The 16277-nt window shown below is 59.7% G+C and carries 12 protein-coding genes; 6 read left to right on the top strand and 6 right to left on the bottom strand.

The genetic code is table 11. The features are described from left to right. Nucleotides 1–33: 33 nt before the first annotated feature. From AC6FTP_RS20460 to AC6FTP_RS20440, 5 genes are all read right to left on the bottom strand, one after another. A complete protein-coding gene (locus AC6FTP_RS20460) occupies nucleotides 34–420 on the bottom strand; it encodes a sialate O-acetylesterase (RefSeq protein ID WP_497208763.1) in 387 nt (128 codons plus the stop codon). Between the two features lie 146 nt (nucleotides 421–566). Then, nucleotides 567–2477, bottom strand: a complete 1911-nt coding sequence (locus AC6FTP_RS20455; protein WP_497208762.1) for a sulfatase-like hydrolase/transferase — start codon at nucleotides 2475–2477, stop codon at nucleotides 567–569. A gap of 398 nt (nucleotides 2478–2875) precedes the next feature. Continuing rightward, nucleotides 2876–3436, bottom strand: a complete 561-nt coding sequence (locus AC6FTP_RS20450; RefSeq protein WP_497208761.1) for a hypothetical protein — start codon at nucleotides 3434–3436, stop codon at nucleotides 2876–2878. A gap of 64 nt (nucleotides 3437–3500) precedes the next feature. Continuing rightward, nucleotides 3501–5096 carry a 3-keto-alpha-glucoside-1,2-lyase-like domain-containing protein gene (locus AC6FTP_RS20445; protein ID WP_497208760.1) on the bottom strand — a complete coding sequence of 532 codons (1596 nt, stop codon included), beginning with the start codon at nucleotides 5094–5096 and terminating at the stop codon, nucleotides 3501–3503. 67 nt (nucleotides 5097–5163) lie between these two features. Then, nucleotides 5164–6906 (bottom strand): exo-alpha-sialidase, encoded by a 1743-nt coding sequence (locus tag AC6FTP_RS20440; RefSeq protein WP_497208759.1) that lies wholly within the window; start codon nucleotides 6904–6906, stop codon nucleotides 5164–5166. A gap of 111 nt (nucleotides 6907–7017) precedes the next feature. On the opposite strand from AC6FTP_RS20440, the gene AC6FTP_RS20435 reads away from it, so the two are divergent. Both AC6FTP_RS20435 and AC6FTP_RS20430 read left to right on the top strand, forming a co-directional pair. Beyond that, a complete protein-coding gene (locus AC6FTP_RS20435) occupies nucleotides 7018–8931 on the top strand; it encodes an ATP-binding protein (protein ID WP_497208758.1) in 1914 nt (637 codons plus the stop codon). After that, entirely contained in the window at nucleotides 8928–9560 is a 633-nt protein-coding gene (locus tag AC6FTP_RS20430; protein WP_497208757.1) for a response regulator transcription factor, read from the top strand. The genes AC6FTP_RS20435 and AC6FTP_RS20430 overlap by 4 nt, the downstream gene beginning before the upstream one ends. On the opposite strand, the gene AC6FTP_RS20425 is transcribed toward AC6FTP_RS20430, so the two are convergent. Beyond that, a complete protein-coding gene (locus AC6FTP_RS20425; protein ID WP_497208756.1) occupies nucleotides 9557–10801 on the bottom strand; it encodes a DEAD/DEAH box helicase in 1245 nt (414 codons plus the stop codon). The genes AC6FTP_RS20430 and AC6FTP_RS20425 overlap by 4 nt on opposite strands. 76 nt (nucleotides 10802–10877) lie before the next feature. Between AC6FTP_RS20425 and AC6FTP_RS20420 the strand changes: the two genes are divergently transcribed. From AC6FTP_RS20420 to AC6FTP_RS20405, 4 genes are all read left to right on the top strand, one after another. After that, the gene (locus tag AC6FTP_RS20420) at nucleotides 10878–11516 is read left to right on the top strand and encodes a 3-keto-disaccharide hydrolase (protein WP_497208755.1); all 639 of its coding nucleotides are present in this window, start codon (nucleotides 10878–10880) and stop codon (nucleotides 11514–11516) included. Between the two features lie 2 nt (nucleotides 11517–11518). Continuing rightward, nucleotides 11519–12646 carry a purple acid phosphatase family protein gene (locus AC6FTP_RS20415; RefSeq protein ID WP_497208754.1) on the top strand — a complete coding sequence of 376 codons (1128 nt, stop codon included), beginning with the start codon at nucleotides 11519–11521 and terminating at the stop codon, nucleotides 12644–12646. A 63-nt stretch (nucleotides 12647–12709) separates the two neighbouring features. Beyond that, nucleotides 12710–15607 (top strand): DUF1553 domain-containing protein, encoded by a 2898-nt coding sequence (locus AC6FTP_RS20410; protein ID WP_497208753.1) that lies wholly within the window; start codon nucleotides 12710–12712, stop codon nucleotides 15605–15607. 49 nt (nucleotides 15608–15656) lie between these two features. Continuing rightward, the coding region (locus AC6FTP_RS20405) for an L-lactate permease (RefSeq protein WP_497208752.1) at nucleotides 15657–16277 on the top strand (621 nt) is incomplete at its 3' end.

Below are 16277 nucleotides of genomic sequence, written 5' to 3'. Positions count from 1 at the left end.
CGAAGCCTGGGCCAAGCCCAGGCAGATCGACAGTCAGCAGAAAGCGGCATAGTTGTCGAAACCAAAAGGCAAGCTTAGACCGAGGGCACTCGGCGCACCGCTAACGGCGTTGTCGTGGCCTTGGAAGGTCTTCGCGTCGCCCGTGAGATGCAGCGGATGCCGAGCGAGATACCACTGGTCGTCCATCTTGTGCATCATGACGATGCGCGGGTCCTTCTTCGGCTCCTCCGGCATGAATCCGCGTCCTTTCATGTTCGACTGTCCGCATAGCAGCCACAGGTCGAGATGCGTCGTGCCCTCCGGCAGCTTCGTGATGTCCACGCTGACCAGCGGTGGCTTCGTCGGCGGCGGTGTGGCGGCTTTTTGGGCGAAGAGCGAAGGGCTGAGGGCAAAGAGACAGAGAAGGAAAACGCGGCGCATGGTGCGTGAACGGGACGCGGGTGAGGATGTTGCACCGTCAAACTCTGCTCCTTTGCCTCTCTGCTAGTCTGCGGCAGAAAAGAACGTCTAGGACGCTTGGTTTTGCCGCAGAGGGGCGGAGGAGCAGAGATGCAGAGTTTTTATCTCTACTGCATCACCTTCACATTCACGATCTTCCCCTCAAACTTCCCGTTCGCCGTGTAAGTGGCCACGGGGACTTTGTTGTCGTGGCCGAGGCAGAAGTCTTCTTTGGGCTGGGAGCGGATGAGGCCGGGGCTATTCGCGGTGACGGGGGCGTTTTGATCGAGCTGAAGGGTGAGCTGGCCTTTTTTGCTGAGGGCGGCGGTGATGCGGTGAGGTTGGTTGTCGGCGGGGTAGTCGGTTTGGGCGGTGGTGAGGGTTTTGCCGTGGCGGATGGCCCAGATGAGCTTGCCGCCGCTGAGATGGAGCGCGTAGCCGGTGCTGGCACCGCCGTGGGCGATGAGGATGGCATCGCGCTGCGCGGTGGTGAGTTCGCAGGTGAGGGTGAAGGACGTGTCGGCGATGTGCGGGGCTTTGTCGGCATCGAGTTTGTCGCCGGGCTGGAGCTTGGAGAGGTCGGTGGGCTTGGCTTTGGCCTTGGGAGTGCGGCCTTCCTTGGGTTTGTCGCTCGTGGGATAGAGCGTGACGGGATTTTCGACTTCGCCGGGCGGGCGGCGGCTCTTGGGTTCGTCGCCGCCGATCTCGGTGGTCATCTTTTCGGCGAGGGCGGTGAGCTTGGCGACGAGGTCGGGATGTTGGGCGGCGAGGTTGGTCGTTTCGCCGATGTCTTGATCGAGTTGGTAGAGGCGCGGGTTCTTTTTCGCATCGTCGGCGGCTTCTTGCCCCATGGTTTCTTTTTGCGTGGTGAGCGCGAGCTTCCACGGGCCTTGGCGCACGGCCTGGAGGTTGTAGCTGGAGAAGTAGTAGTGCGCTTCGCGTGGGGAGTCTTTGCTCTGGCCAAAGAGCAGCGGGGAGAGGTCGCGGCCATCGATCACGGGCTGCGCGGGCACTTCGGCTCCGGCGATTTTCAGGCAGGTGGGCAGCACGTCGATGGTGCCGGCGACGGCATCGCTCACGCTGCCGGGCGCGATCCTGCCGGGCCACCACGCGAGCGCGGGGACGCGCACGCCGCCTTCCCAGGTGCTGCCTTTGCCGCCGCGCAGCGGACCGGCGCTGCCGCCATCGGGGCCTTTGATGAGCCAGGGGCCGTTGTCGCTGGTGAAGATGACGAGCGTGTTGGTATCGAGCTGCAGCTCGCGCAGCGTGTCGAACACGCGACCGATGCTGGCGTCGACCTCCTGCACCCAGTCGCCAAAACGGCCGTTTTGCGAGCTGCCCTGGAAGGCTTTGCTGGGATGGATGGGCGTGTGCACGGCGGTGTGCGGGAAGTAGAGGAAGAACGGCTGCGCCGTGTTCTTGGTGCCTGGTTCTTGGTTCTTCGTTGATTGGGTGCTGCGGATGAACTTCACGGCCTCGTCCGTGTAGATTTCCTCGATGCGATCCTGGTCCGCTTCATCGAGCAGGCGCTCCACCTGATCATCGCGCACGAGCGGCACGACGCGTCGACCGTCCACGCTCGCGGTTTTGAGCATGTCATTGGAATACGGGATGCCGAGGTAGTGATCGAAGCCCTGCTTCGTCGGCAAAAACGCCGGTTGGTCGCCGAGGTGCCATTTGCCGATGCACTGCGTGGCATAGCCCAGCGGCCGCAAGCGATCCGCGATGGTGTGCTCCTGCGGGTGTAGCCCGTTCTTGCTACCGGGCGGATACACGCCGGGCACGGAAATGCGTGCGCCATAGCACCCCGTCGTGATCTGCGCCCGCGACACGCTGCAAACCGGCGCGGCGTAGAACGACGTGAGCTTCATGCCCTCCCGCGCCATGCGGTCGAGATGCGGCGTCTTCTGCTTCACCGCGCCGAAGGGTCCGATGTCGCCGTAGCCGAGGTCGTCGATGAAGTGGATGATGATGTTGGGCGGCGGAGCAGCCGCGTAGAGCGAAGAGCTGAGGGCGAAGAGGCAGAGGAGGAGGCGCATGGCGTCGGTGAACGACAGGCGCGGTCTCAAACCTTCAGTCGAAGTCCTAAACGACATGAAAAAAAATCGGCAAGCGATCACTTCACTTCCCAAAAATAGGCCAAGATGTTTGGATTCTTTCCCTCTCCGTCGAAATAGCGAATGCCTCCTTTTGGTATGAGGCGACTATTCCTCAAATATTCATTAGCGAGTTCCATGGTATCAGCTTCCCAGACCGCTGCGACCAAAGATCCGTCAGCACGTTCTCTTGTCGGATTATCTATAAGCGCGCACGATGGGCTGCTGTCGTCATACAGCGGGAGAGACGCAAATTCGGTCAGAAGTTCATACTCATTCTCAGTCATAGAGGCGTTTAAATTATGGTTTTGGATTCGTTTTGAGCACCGCGAAAGGCAATTTCAACTTCTATCGCTTTCCTTGGTCCGAACCTGTTCGATTAGCGTGTCTGCGATATCAATCAGGAGTAGGGATGCTTGCTTTGCGGCTATTGCAGCAAAGCAACCCAAAACACCGATAGCAATTCCTGCGACAATTGAGCCAGCACTATTATCGCGGAGGCCGACCACGACCAAGGCTCCAGCCAGTAGCGTTGTAACGACAATTGAGATTGTTGATAGCAAGCCGATCATCTCACGGAGAGCAGTGTAGCATGTGCGGCCACGCACCATTTCCAAAAAAGCTGAGGGTGATTGCCCTCCTCCGATGGAAAAGGCTTTTGAGCTGGCTGCTGAATCTAGAGAGTTTTGTGAAATCGAAGAGTGCTTGTCCTGTTCTGTAAATAGCGACCCGAGAGGAATCCAGCTTGTAGTGCGCTTGAGTGCCCCAAGCGATTGTCCTGATGCTTCCACAGCTTCAAAATCCCAGTTAATTGCGCCAGACCGAATCTGCTCCTTAATCTCACTGATTGAGAATGGGCCATGAAACTCAGATGTCCCTATATTTTTGATCCAGTATTTCATGTAATGTCCGTGGTTGTGTCGAGAAGGTTACAGCCTCAGAAAGGAGTGCTACGGTTTTCTAGCTTTATTTTCTCTTCACCGGCACCACCGGTCCCGTGCCTTGCGGACGACTCGTGCGCGGTTTCTCGATCTTCGTGGCCGTGGAGAGTTTCCCAGCCTCAAACGGCACCATCGCGGCCTCGGGCAGCACTTTGAGCTTTAGCTCTTTGATCTCGACGCGGTTGGGGTTGCCTTTGTGGAGCTGGATGGCGAGCAGGCCTTCCAGGGTGCGTTTGTCGGCGTGGTGGTCGATGAGTTCGGAGGTGGGCTGGCCGTTGATGAAGTGCTGGAGGCGGTTTCCCTGCGCGATGATGACGTATTCGTTCCACTGGCTCACATCGACCTTCACCGGCGTGTGCTCGCTGAGCTGCCAGAGGGCACCATCGGGGTCGAGGAGGACGTTTTTGCCGTTCAGGCCAAAGATGCCGCGACCGCGCTCCTCGTAGGTCATGCCGGTGTGCTCGATGGCGGGATGGATGTCGCACTGGTAGCCGGTGATGACCCACGGGGCCACGTCCTTCAGCTCGCGGCTGCGATACTGGATGCCGCTGTTGTTATCCCCGATAACGCGGACAGTGGCGCGAAGCTCAAAGTCCTTCACCGAGCCGCCGCGCCAGATGAGGAAGCTGTTGTTCGCCATGGCCTCCGGCGTGGGATTCGTGCCGATGACGATGCCGTTCTCGACCTTCCAGAGCTTCGGATCGCCATCCCAACCGATGAGGTCTTTGCCGTTGAACAGAGACGTGAAGCCATCGTCGCGTGTGCCGAGCCAACGAACGGCGTTCTCAATGACGAGGAGCGGCGCGGCTTGTTTGAAGACGGGGTAGGTTTCATGACCAGGACGGAAGTAGAAGACACGCCCCACGCCCACCTTCCACACACAGCCACTGCGGAAGCGCTCGCCTTTGTCCCACGTTTCCTCAAAGACGACCTCATCGGGCGGTGGAACATGGAAGGGCTCGCCATACATCTCGGTCTGCGGGATGTCCCACTTCGCCGACAAACCTTTCGCGATAGGATGCTCTGGCAGCAATGTGGTGACATGCGAGGGTGCTCCATCGGCTCGAAAGGCGGGAAACACGCACTGCGGCAGCGTGAGCTTCATCAGATCGCCATCGCCTTTCTCGATGAAGGGCGTGATGCGGGCCACCTTCGGACGAATGACGCCATAGGGCTTATCGTTGGTGAATTCCCACTTCGCGCCGGGATGCTGCGCGGCGGCATCGGCTTTCGCACGCTCCTGCATGAGGCGCACGAAGGGCTTGCTCCAATGCGCGGAGTGCAGCGCGATGAGACTGAGCTTTCCCGCCATGACACGTTTCACCACAGCCTCGACACGTTCGTCGTTTTGATCTTTTTGACGCGCATGGCTCCAGAAGATGAGCACGTCCGTGGCATCGAGCGTGGCGTCATCGAGACCTTGATCGGGCGCATCGAGCTTCGTCGATTTCACGGTCAAACCGGGCCGCGTGGCGAGATGTGTGGCGATGGTTTCGCCGAGAAACTTGTCGCCATATCCCTGCGACTGCCGGGGCTGCTGCTCGTCCCAAACAAGGACGCGCACAGGATCAGCGGCAAAGGCGGGGCAAGAGAGTAGAAGAGCGATGGTGAGGGATTTCATGGCTTGGACAGCGCCTTGAGGATGGACTCGATGCACTTGGAATGAGGGGCTCATGGAAAGGGGAGAATTAGCGGACTGCATCTCGAATAGCAGGAACGAGCAACTCTGCGACGAGTTGATGCCCGAGATCTCCAGGATGCATTCCATCGGTGAGCATGGCATCAATGGTGGTCTTGTTCTTGGCGGCGAAGGCCGGATAAGCCGCGTGGACATCGACGAGCGACACCTTCATCTCGCCGGCAAGTTTGCGAAGCGCGTCGTTGTAGCGTGTGAGGTTCAGTGACTCGAAGCCATTCTCGGCATCCGCATTGTAGGGCGGCTTGCCGTAGAGTTCGCGCAGCTTCGATGTCCAGCGCAGCGGATTGGTGGTCATGAGAATGACCTTCGCGCCTTGCTTCTGTGTTTCGGCGATCATGAAGCGGTAGTTGTCGATGAAGGCCGCCAAGCTCACGCGTGGCTCGGCCATCGGTGGCTTCTTCCATACATCGACGGCGGAGTCATTAATGCCGAACTGCATGACCACGACGCGCGGTTTGTGGCGCAGCACATCTTCCTGGAGACGTTTGCGTGCCTGCACCGTAGTGTTGCTGGGGACACCTGCATTGTGAACGCCGAGCGAGGAGCCGATGCTCTGCAGCGCTGTCTCGACACGAGTAGCATAGACTTTGACAGATCCACGAGGTGCGGTGGTGGAGTCACCAAACATGATGACGCCGCCGGGCTTCGGCGCGGCCTTTGGCGGAGGCACAAACACGGGAATTTCGCCCGCGTTGAGATCGGCGACGTTGATCTTCATGCGCAGACCGCCCTGCATCGTCGTGATCCAGAGTTCGCCCGGCTTGCGCTCGTAAAGGTAGGGATAGGATACGCGACCGCCGGGCACGTAGTTCGCCGCAACGATGACAGGCTTTGACCACGTCGCCGTTTCGTCACTGGAAAAAGCCAGCGACAGCTCCACACGACTTGAGCCACTCTTCGGATCATGACGCGGCGGTGCATTCCACAGCAGCGCGATGCGGCCATCGGCCAGACGGGCCATCTGCGGGCAGCAGGTGACGGATTGAATCGTTGTTTGCTTCAGCCTTTCCCACTTCAAACCATCGCGCGAGGTGGCTTCCCACAGGTAGCCCGACTCCGTGCGCAGCAGCAGATAGAGTGATCCATCCTTCCGCTCGATGACACTGCCTTCGAGTGAACCGGCATGATCATGCGTGCCCACGCCATAATCGAGCATGTCACCGCGCTGCCAGGTTTTGCCGAGGTCATCCGAAGCCCACATCACCGTGGCATGACGCCATTGCGGAATGATCTCCTGCCCCACGAGCACGATGCGGCCGCTTTTCATTTGAATGAGCGAGTGAATGCAGCCGCACCAAGGATCGCTGAGCTTCACAGGCGTCTCCCACGTTTTGCCATCATCGGTGCTGCGGCAGATGTAGGTCGGCAAAATGAAGTCCTTCCATGACACGTCCTTCTCACCCCAGTGCCAGCCCTTTGGCTGAGCCCGCTCGGTGAGATTCATCCACGCCGAGATGATGACGCCTTCTCGCGTGCGCAGCAGCGCTCGTTCGCTGCTCACGGTGAACTTCGCTGGCTCTGCAAACAGCGGCGTGGTGTCCCATGTGCGGCCCTCATCCGTGCTGCGCAGTGCGTTCTTTGCATCCACGCAAAGCACCCCGCCTTCCGCTGTGTTCACAAACGGTCCCTGGTGCGTGAACGGCAGGGCTGAAGCCTTCGGATGAAGTGTGGGCAGATCAGCGGCGAAGATCGTGGACGTAGTCCAGAGAAGGATGAGCAGGCGTTTCATCATGAGCGATGTGGGTTGGAGATGCAGGGCTTCTTTAAACGCATCTCATGGAGTGAAAATGTCCCGCCTTCGCGTGGGTTGCACTTTGTCCTGTGGCAGGAATGATCAGGCGGTTTGAATCGCTGGCTGCTTCCATTTTTATGGCTCGCCACCACCGCCACGCAGGCAGGTGTGCCTTGGGCATGGCTGAATGCAGAAGTCGCAGTCATCGAAAAAAAGCAGAAGCAACTTCGAGCTGAGCTTGAGCAGCTTGTATCCGCAGCTTCAGCTCAGCCGCATGAGCATGCGGGCTTTCACAGCGGCTTTGCTCCACAGCCGGACTCCATCCGCTGGGTGCAGGTGGATCTGGGTGCGGAGCATCGGCTCGATGCCGTGGTCGTGGTGCCTGCGATGTTCGGCAGTGCCGAAGCCTATGGGTTTCCTCGTCGCTTTCGTGTCGATGCCTCGAATGATCCGCTCTTCGCCGAGTCCACCACGCTGCTCGATCAAACGTCCGCCGATGTCACCATGCCGCTCGCACCCTGGCACATTGCCGTGCGAGATGTGAAGGCGCGCCATGTGCGCTTCACGGCCACACAGCTCGTGCCACAGCCGCGTTTGCCGCAGCGCTTCATCTTCTGCCTCGGCGAATTGCTCGTCTTCAGCGGCGGGCAAAACATCGCGCTTCATGCCGAGGTGCTCGCGCCGAAATCCGTGGAGACATTGCCCACGTGGTCGCCAAAACATCTGGTCGATGGTTGTCATGCCCTCGGTCTGCCCGTGCGGCCCGACGATGCGCCTGGGAACGGCTGGCACAGCGCGGTCTCGACCACGGCAGATGTCACGAAGTGGGTGCAGTTGGACCTCGGCGAGGCACGTGATGTGGCCGAGATCCGCCTCATCCCCGCACATCCGCCTGATTACCCAGACCGCTTTGGCTTCGGCTTTCCGCGTCGGTTCAAGGTCGAGGCCGATGGCCGGATGATCTTCGACAGCACTGCCGCAGATTTTACGAATCCTGGCGATACGCCTGTCGCCTTCCCCACATCTGGTTTGCGTGCGCAAACCATCCGCATCACCGCCACCCAGCTTTGGGAGCGCAGTGGCGATTTTGTTTTTGCGCTGGCGGAGGTGCAGACATTCAGCGCGGGCAGAAACATCGCGCTCAAGGCCAGTGTCACGAGTGCGGACGACACCCTCACGCCAGCGTGGACCCGCGAGCATCTGGTCGATGGCCACAGCAGTTCCGGCCTGCTCGTCGATGAATCCACCTGGCTCGCAGAACTCTCCAAACGCCGACAAATCACCGATGATCTCGTTCAGCTCGATCTCGTCCATGGAGCTGCGCTGCGCATCGCACAATCCCGTCTCGCATGGCTAGCGGTTGGCATCGTGGGCCTGGGCATCGCCATGGCCTGGCTCGCGATCTGGCGTCTGCGGCGCTCGCGTCGCTGCGAGATGGAGGCACTGCGTCAGCGCATCTCGCGTGATCTCCACGACGACATCGGCAGCCATCTCGGCAGCATCCGCCTGATGTCCGAACTGGCCCTGCGAGAGGGTGGCGACACCGAGTCGTTGGAGGAGATCCATCGCCTGGCTGGTGAAGCAGCCGAGTCCATGCGCGGCATCATCTGGCTCGTGCGCGAAGGCGATGCGCCCAAGCTCACGAGCCTCGTCGAAGCCATGCGCCAAAGCGCCGCAACATTGCTCATGGGCATCGACTGGAAGCTCGATCTGCCCAGCATCGACCATGCTGCCACTGCTTCATTGGAGTTTCATCGCCAAGTCTTCCTGCTCTTCCGTGAAGCTGCTCACAACATCGCCCGCCACGCCAAAGCCACCCATGTGAAAATCGAGATTTTCTGGCAGTCGAAACGATTTCACCTCCACATCGAAGATGACGGCTGCGGCTTCGATGTGAATGCGGTCACGGCTGGAAACGGTCTCGCCAATCTTCGCCATCGTGCCGAAGTGCTCGGTGGCACGCTCCGCATCACCAGCGAGCCTGAAAAAGGCACGCACATCACGCTGGAAGCCCCTTTCTCATGAACACGATCTGGATCGTCGAAGACCACGCCGCCTTCCGCCGCACGCTTGTTCGTGTGCTGAATGCTGAAGCGGGTCTGCAATGCACGCGTGACTTCGATTCGTGCGAAAAAGTCCTCACCGCCCTCACTCATGATGACGCGCCTGAGTTGATCCTGCTCGATGTCGGTCTGCCCGGCATGAGTGGGCTGGATGGCATCCACCTCATCAAAGAACGCGCGCCGAAGACCCTTATCGTCATCCTCACCGTCTTCGAGGACGACGACAAAGTCTTCCGCGCCATCTGCGCTGGAGCCGCAGGTTATCTATTAAAAACCAGCGGTGCTGCAGACATCACGCAGGCAGTGCGCGATGCCCTCGCTGGCGGCTCTCCGATGACCTCGCGCATCGCCCGCCGCGTGCTGGATATGTTTTCAAAGCTCGCGCCGAAGCAGAGCGACTACGGTCTCAGCGAGCGCGAGAAAGAGATTCTCCAGCTCATGACTACAGGTCTGATCAAAAAGGAGATCGCCGACAAGCTCACGCTCAGCATCCACACCGTCGATACCTACCTCCGCCGCATCTACGAAAAGCTGGAGGTGAACACCCGCACGGGAGCTGTCGCGAAGGCTCTGAAGGAAGGTCTCGTTTAGCGAGCTCCAGAGGTTCCCGTTCTCGCCGCAGCTTCACGCAGCTTGTCCTTTTTGCTTTTGCGCAGGCCTTTGATGCCACCCGTGCTTGGTGAGGGCGGTGGTGCCAGTTCCTCAGGCTCAAAACCAGGGATCTGCTCGCGGGCAATGCTCAGATGATTGCGCCTTTCGATCAGGCAGAAGTGCGCGTGGGACTCCGCCGTGATGAAGCTCACGGCGAGCCCCGCTTCACCCGCACGCCCGGTGCGGCCGATGCGGTGCGTGTAATCCACGGCGGAGCGCGGCAGGTCGTAGTTCACCACCACGGGCAACTGCACGATGTCCAACCCACGACCCGCGAGATCCGTGGCGACGAGCACCTGAATTTGCGTGTCCTTGAAGTCCGCCAAAGCCTGACTGCGCGCGCCTTGACTGAGTTCGCCATGAAACGCCACCGCAGCGATGCCACTGCGCCGCAACTTGTCAGCCACATGCTCGGCGCTGTATTGCTTAGCCACAAAGACGAGCACGCGTTTCCATCTTTCGGTCTTGATCAAATGACGCAGCAGCGGTGTGCGCTTGTCGGTGTCCACCTCGATGGCGCGCTGGTCGATGACCGGCATTTCAGTCGGATCACTTTCGATCTCGATCACCGTTGGTTCATGCAGCAACTCCTTCGCCAGAGCTTGCACGGCTTCGGGAAACGTCGCCGAGAACAGCAGGTTTTGCCGACGCTTCGGCAGCAGGGCCAGCACGCGCTTCAGCTCATCCGCGAAACCAAGATCCAGCAGCCGATCCGCTTCATCCAGCACCAGCGCGGAGACATGGGAAAGATGCACCGCGTTGTGATCCACGAGATCGAGCAAACGTCCTGGCGTCGCGATTACAAAGTCCGCCCCACCGCGCAGCGCCATCATCTGCGGGTTGATCGAAACTCCACCAAACGCACTCACCACCTTGATCCGCTCCGGCAGATGCACTGAGCAGCGCAGCACCGTCTCAGTGACCTGTGCCGCCAGTTCCCGCGTGGGCACGAGAATCAGCGTGTGGACACGCCGGGGCTTCTCCAGGCGAGTGCCCAGCCAGTGCTGAAGCAGCGGCAGCACAAACGCCATCGTCTTGCCCGAGCCCGTCTGCGCCGTCGCCAGCACATCCCCGCCCTTCAATGCCACGGGGGTGGCAGCGCTTTGAACAGGCGTTGGCGATATAAATTGGCTGACCGCACTGACAAGCGGTGCCGAAAGACCGAGGGAGGAGAAAGGCATGTCTTTACCTATAAGCTCAATCCCAGCCGCATAAAACTTGGAATCTGCCGTCCCTTCGCAACGTTTGAGCTTTCCAATGAAACTCACGCTTCTTTGCACCCTCCTCGCCAGCCTCACCTTTGCCGCTGATTATCCCGACACCACCGGCTGGAAGGACCTTTTCACCGCCGATCTCTCGAACACCGTCGCTCCTGGCGGCTGGGGCTTCACAAATGGCGAGCTGGTCACTAAAGATCACGACACGCTCTGGACCAAGGACTCCTATGGCGACTTCATCCTCGACCTCGAATTCAAAGTGGCGAAGGAATCCAACAGCGGCGTCTTCCTCCACTCGGGCAACATCAAGAACGTGCTCTCCGCGCTCGAAATCCAAGTCCACGACAGCGCTGACGGCAGCAAATACGGCAAGGTCGCCGCCATTTATGACGCCATGCCGCCGACCAAGAGCATGTCGAAACCCATCGGCGAATGGAATCATTTCACCATCACCTGCCAGGGCAGCAAAGTCAGCGTTCTCTTCAACGGCGAACTCGTCATCAACGCTGACCTCAACAACTGGCCTGAAGCCAAAAAGAACCCCGATGGCACGCCGAACAAATTCCCCGTCGCTCTCAAAGACTATGCCCGCAACGGCCCCATCGGTCTTCAGGGCTTGCACGGCAAAGCACAGGCTCCCGTCTGGTATCGGAATGTGAAGATCAAGGTGCTGGAATAGCCATGCTTCGACTTCTCGCATACTTCGTAGCAACGACCGCTTTCCCCGCCCCCATCGAGCGCATCTGGCTCACTCATGCGACAAACGATCCCTCAAAGATCGTCATCAACTGGGAGACCGATGCGCCGAGTGATTCGCTCGTCGATTTTGGGCTGAGTGAAGCACTCATCCAACGCATTTCAGCAGCAGATAAGGTCGCACTCCACCACATCGAGATCCCGCTGGAGAAGCGTGACACGCTTTATCACTACCGCGTGCGCAGCGGCAATGATGTCTCTTCAACTCACACGTTCAAAAGCTACCCGAGCAAGGACCTGCGCATCGCCATCGTCGGCGATTGGGGTTATGCGCCGGGCAAAGATGTGAGTGCCATCATCAAAGACGACGTCCATCTGCTGCTCACCGTCGGCGATAACGTCGCCAGTCTGCATGAGAAAGGAAAGGAAGGCACGAAAGCCTTCAGCGCGCTCATCGACGCCAACCGCGATCTCTTCCGCCGCACGCCCTTTATGCCGATCCTCGGCAATCACGACCGTGAGATCACCGGTCGCGGACCGAAGCCGCCAGCCCATGCCGTGTATGACGTGGAAGCTACTGCCTATCGCAAGTTCTTCGCTCTCCCCGACGACGAATGGAAATGGCACTTCGACCTCCCCGGCTTCGATCTGCGCCTCATCGCGCTCGATTTGAATCACATCCAAGACTTCGGTACGACATGGCAGACCTGTCATGCGTGGCAGCCTGATTCCCCGCAGTTCCAATGGTTCGCCAAAACCATGGCCGCCAGCACGAGCGGCTTCGTGCTCACGCTCATGAACGAAAAGCAGACGCAGATGCAAGGCCTCACGAAAGGCGCATGGCACGAGCATTTCCGCCAAGGCAGCGCCCTCATCACCGGCTTCGGATACTTCGCCGATCGTGCCGAACTCAGCGGCAGCCTGCCCTATTTCAACACCTGCCTCAAAGGCGACGGCGACCTCTACAAAGACCCACAATCCAAGTTCCACGCTCGCGAGGACAACTACCTCCTGCTCACCCTCACGGTCGGCGCTCCCACGATGAAGCTCCAGTTCAAAAACCTTCGCGGCGAGGTGCTCGACACGACCGAGATCGCGAAACGTGCTCGCTGACCCATGTCCCGCACACGCGCGGCATGAAAAGCGGTTTGCGGTGCCGTATAGGAAAGGAAACTCATGCGCATCCTCAGTTTCATCGTCTGTGTCGCCACCCCCGTCCTCGCGGTGGATTTTGTGCGTGAGGTACGTCCGATCTTTGAAAAGCACTGCTACGAATGCCACGGCGCTGAAAAACAGAAGAACGATTACCGCCTCGACATCAAAGCGGTGGCCTTGAAGCATGTGAAACCCGACCACAGCGCGGAAAGCCAGCTTTTCCGCTTCGTCAGCGGTTTGGAGAAAGACACACCCATGCCGCCGAAGTCGAAGCTGAGCAGTGCGGAGCTCGAAACGCTCCGCCGCTGGATCGACGAAGGTGCAAACTGGCCCGATGGCGTGGATGTGGCGAAGCTGGAGGACAAAACGGACTGGTGGGCCTTCAAACCCCTCTCCAAACCCCAAGGCCAAAGCGTGGATGCCTTCATCCACGCCAAGCTCAAAGAAAAAGGCCTCACGCCCGCCCCGCGTGCCGATGCCCGCACGCTGATCCGCCGCCTCTACTTCGATCTCACGGGCCTGCCACCTGATCCGTCCGATGTGACTGATCTGACGGATCAAAAGTATGAAGCCCTCGTGGACAAACTCCTCGCCTCCCCACGCTATAGCGAGCGCTGGGCGCGGCACTGGCTGGATGCTGTGCATTACGGCGAAACCCACGGCTACGACAAAGACAAGCCGCGCATGAATGCCTGGCCCTACCGCGACTACGTCATTCGCGCCTTCAACAACGACAAGTCATACTCGCGCTTCATTGAGGAGCAGATCGCCGGAGATGCGCTTTATCCAGGCACCACGGATGGCGTCACCGCGCTTGGATTCATCGCCGCCGGGCCATGGGATCTTATCGGACACGCGGAGGTGCCGGAGACGAAGCTCGATGGCAAGATCGCCCGCCATCTTGACCGCGATGACATGGTGCAGAACGCCATCGGCACCTTTTGTTCGCTCACCGTGCAGTGCGCGCAGTGCCACTATCACAAGTTCGATCCCATCTCGCAGGAGGACTACTACTCGCTCCAGGCGGTCTTCGCCGGCATCGACCGCACCGACGTGGATTACTATCCCGACGATGCCTCGATGCAGAAGTTCGCCGCGCTGCAAAAGCAGAAGAAGCAGATCACCGACGAGATCGCCGCGCTGGAGGAGCCTTTGAAGAAAAAAGCCGGTGAGGCCTACGCCGCACTGAGCAAGCGCATCGACGGAGCAGCAGAAAAAGGCGCGAATCCGAATGCGAAACCCGATTTCGGCTACCACAGCGCCATCTCGCCCACGCAGGACGCGGTGAAGTGGGTGCAGGTGGATCTCGGCAAGAGCGTGCAGGTCGAGCGCATCGTGTTGAAGCCCTGCTACGACGATTTTGGCAAGATCGGCGGTGGCTTCGGCTTTCCCGTGCGCTTCAAGATCGAAGTCAGTGATGATCCCACCTTCAAGACTGGCGTCACGCTGGTGTGGCGAAAGCATGACGCCACCTTCATGAATGATTTCGCCAATCCGGGCCTCAAGCCTTTCGAAAGCGGCACAGCGGGAGATGACGGCGTCACCGGCCGCTTTGTGCGCGTCACCGCCGTGAAGCTCGCGCCGCGCATGAACGATTACATCTTCGCGCTGGCCGAGGTGGAGGTCTATGACAGCAAAACCGGCCCCAACCTCGCGGTTGGCCGCCCCGTGACATCGCTAGACAGCATCGAAGCCGCGCCGCGCTGGCGGAAAGCCAATCTCACCGACGGCATCGCTCCCGAAAGCCGCACTGAAGAAGACAAACAGAAGCTCATCCGCGAACGCGACGCCCTCATGCTCGCGCAGGCGGACGAAGGCACGAAGAAGAAGCTCCATGCCGCGCGCCAGCAGCGCGATGCCTTGCCTCAACTGCCTGCGCCGCAGAAAGTCTATGCCGGAGCCGTCCACTACGGCAGTGGTGCCTTCAAAGGCACGCATGGCATCCCGCGCACGATCAACGTCCTCAAACGCGGCGACCTGAAGCAACCCGCGCAGGAAGTCAGCGCTGGCACGGTGAAAGCGCTGAGCGAACTGCTTCAAGTGCCGTTCAACGTGACCAGGGATCATGAATCCGCTCGCCGTGCCGCTTTGGCGAAGTGGATCACCGATAAAAACAACGCGCTCACCTGGCGCAGCATCGTGAACCGCGTCTGGCAGCATCATTTCGGGCGGGGTTTGGTCGATACCGCAAATGACTTCGGTCGCATGGGCGGCAAACCGAGCCATCCTGAGTTGCTTGATTGGCTGGCCGTGACCTTCCGCGATGAGATGGGCGGCAGCTTGAAGAAGCTGCACAAGCTCATCGTGATGTCGGAGGTCTATCGCCAAAAGTCCGACTCGTCCGACCTGTCAGACAAGTCCGACGCCGCGAACATGTGGCTCTCCCACCAAAATCGCCGCAAACTCGACGCTGAATCCATTCGCGACAGCATCCTCGCCGTGAGCGGCAAAATGGACTTCACCATGGGCGGTCCGAGCTTCCAGGACTTCATCATCGACAAGCCGCAGCACAGCCCGCACTACGAATACCATCTGCACGATCCCGAAGATCCGAAGAGCCACCGCCGCAGCATCTACCGCTTCATCGTGCGCAGCCAGCAGCAACCCTTCATGACGGTGATGGACTGCGCAGACCCCTCCATGCGCGTGGACAAGCGCAACGAATCGCTGAGCCCGCTGCAAGCGCTTGCCCTGATGAACAACGGCCTCACCGTCGCCATGGCGAAGCACTTTGCCGCTCGTGTGAGCAAGGAGGCTCAAGGCCTCGAATCACAGACGAAGCGTGCCTTTACCCTCGCCCTTGCCCGAGAACCCAAAGCCGATGAACTCGCGCCGCTCGTCGATTACGCGAAGCGCGAAGGTCTCGAAAACACCTGTCGTGTGATTTTGAATCTGAACGAGTTCAGCTTTGTGGATTGAAGCAGGATGAGTGGTTGCAAGTTTGGCGTCATGTGGACGCTTTAGAGCCATGACTTGGTCCCAAAACTATGATCCTCTCGGCAATCTGATCTTCTCGTCGCTCGTGGCGTCGTTGCCGGTGGTCGTGTTGCTGGGGCTGCTGGCGTTTTGGCATGCGCGTGCGCATTTCGCGGCGCTGGCGGGGCTGGTGGCGGCGGGATTGATCGCCATCTTCATTTATCAGATGCCGGCGCAGCTTGCGGGCATGGCGGCAGTGAGTGGCGCGGTGTTTGGCCTCTTTCCCATCGGCTGGATTGTGCTGAACGCGATGTTCGTTTACAACCTGAGCGTGGAGACGAATCAGTTCGCCGTGCTGCAACGGCAGATCGCGGGTGTCTCGGGGGATCGGCGCATCCAGGCACTGATGATCGCGTTTTGCTTCGGAGCCTTCATCGAAGGCGCGGCGGGTTTTGGGGCGCCGGTGGCCATCACGGGAGCGCTCATGATCGGGCTGGGTTTCAAACCGCTCGAAGCGGCCAAGCTGGCACTCATCGGCAACACCGCGCCGGTGGCGTTTGGTTCGCTCGGCATCCCGCTCACCACGATGGCGGACATCACGGGTCTCGATCTCATGAAACTGAGCGCGATGGTTGGCAGGCAGTTACCCGTCTTCTCGTTGCTCGTGCCATTC

It is taken from the genome of Prosthecobacter sp. (assembly GCF_044378005.1).
Lineage (GTDB): Bacteria > Verrucomicrobiota > Verrucomicrobiia > Verrucomicrobiales > Verrucomicrobiaceae > Prosthecobacter.
Note: the sequence above shows the minus strand (reverse complement) of the source record. Positions and strands in the feature narration are given on the sequence as shown.

What these genes read in the sequence shown, in the direction of transcription:
- AC6FTP_RS20410 (WP_497208753.1), top strand. Translation starts at nt 12,710, where the DNA reads ATGCGCATCCTCAGTTTCATCGTCTGTGTCGCCACCCCCGTCCTCGCG.
- AC6FTP_RS20445 (WP_497208760.1), bottom strand. Translation starts at nt 5,096, where the DNA reads ATGAAATCCCTCACCATCGCTCTTCTACTCTCTTGCCCCGCCTTTGCC.
- AC6FTP_RS20440 (WP_497208759.1), bottom strand. Translation starts at nt 6,906, where the DNA reads ATGATGAAACGCCTGCTCATCCTTCTCTGGACTACGTCCACGATCTTC.
- AC6FTP_RS20450 (WP_497208761.1), bottom strand. Translation starts at nt 3,436, where the DNA reads ATGAAATACTGGATCAAAAATATAGGGACATCTGAGTTTCATGGCCCA.
- AC6FTP_RS20415 (WP_497208754.1), top strand. Translation starts at nt 11,519, where the DNA reads ATGCTTCGACTTCTCGCATACTTCGTAGCAACGACCGCTTTCCCCGCC.
- AC6FTP_RS20460 (WP_497208763.1), bottom strand. Translation starts at nt 420, where the DNA reads ATGCGCCGCGTTTTCCTTCTCTGTCTCTTTGCCCTCAGCCCTTCGCTC.
- AC6FTP_RS20430 (WP_497208757.1), top strand. Translation starts at nt 8,928, where the DNA reads ATGAACACGATCTGGATCGTCGAAGACCACGCCGCCTTCCGCCGCACG.
- AC6FTP_RS20455 (WP_497208762.1), bottom strand. Translation starts at nt 2,477, where the DNA reads ATGCGCCTCCTCCTCTGCCTCTTCGCCCTCAGCTCTTCGCTCTACGCG.
- AC6FTP_RS20425 (WP_497208756.1), bottom strand. Translation starts at nt 10,801, where the DNA reads ATGCCTTTCTCCTCCCTCGGTCTTTCGGCACCGCTTGTCAGTGCGGTC.
- AC6FTP_RS20420 (WP_497208755.1), top strand. Translation starts at nt 10,878, where the DNA reads ATGAAACTCACGCTTCTTTGCACCCTCCTCGCCAGCCTCACCTTTGCC.